The following is a 969-nucleotide window of genomic DNA, read 5'->3' on the forward strand; positions in this document are numbered from 1 at the left end:
TACACGCGTGAGGGCGGATTCCTGCACGACGCGGCGGACTTCGACGCGGAGTTCTTCGGGATCTCCCCGCGCGAGGCCCTGGCGATGGACCCGCAGCAGCGCCTGCTGCTGGAGGTGTGCTGGGAGGCACTGGAGCGGGCCGGCATCGACCCCGGCACCCTGCGCGGCAGCCCCACCGGCGTCTACGCCGGACTGATGTACCACGACTACGGTCCTCAACTGCACCAGGTGGTCGAAGGCGTGGAGGGCTACCGCCTCACCGGTGTCCTCGGCAGTGTGCTGTCGGGGCGGGTGGCGTACTCCTTCGGTTTCGAGGGCCCGGCCCTCACCATCGACACCGCCTGCTCCTCCTCCCTGGTCGCCGTCGACCTCGCCGTCCAGGCACTACGCCGCGGCGAATGCACCCTGGCCCTGGCAGGCGGCGTCACCATCATGTCCACACCCGGCACCTTCATCGAATTCAGCCGCCAACGCGGACTGTCCCCCGACGGCCGCTGCCGCTCCTTCGCCGGCTCCGCCAACGGCACAGGATGGGCCGAAGGCGCCGGCATCCTCGCCCTCGAACGACTCTCCCACGCCCGCAAACACAACCACCCCGTCCTCGCCCTCATCCGCGGCACCGCCGTCAACCAGGACGGCGCCTCCAACGGACTCACCGCACCCAACGGCCCCTCCCAGCAACGCGTCATCCAGCGCGCCCTGCACAACGCCGCACTCACCCCCGCCGACATCGACGCCGTCGAAGCCCACGGCACCGGCACCCGCCTCGGCGACCCCATCGAAGCCCAGGCCCTCATCAACACCTACGGACACGCACACACCCCCACCCAACCCCTCTGGCTCGGCTCCATCAAATCCAACATCGGCCACACCCAAGCCGCCGCCGGAGTCGCCGGCATCATCAAAATGATCATGGCCATGCGCCACGGCATCCTCCCCCCCACCCTCCACATCGACCAACCCACACCC

At 69.6% G+C, this 969-nt stretch carries 1 protein-coding gene; it reads left to right on the forward strand.

Annotation, left to right across the window (positions count from 1 at the left end; genetic code table 11):
- A partial coding sequence (locus tag K7G61_RS35905; RefSeq protein ID WP_225851345.1) for a polyketide synthase occupies positions 1-969 on the forward strand: 969 nt, incomplete at both ends.

The sequence above is a fragment of the Streptomyces sp. HPF1205 genome (assembly GCF_020400825.1).
GTDB lineage: Bacteria > Actinomycetota > Actinomycetes > Streptomycetales > Streptomycetaceae > Actinacidiphila.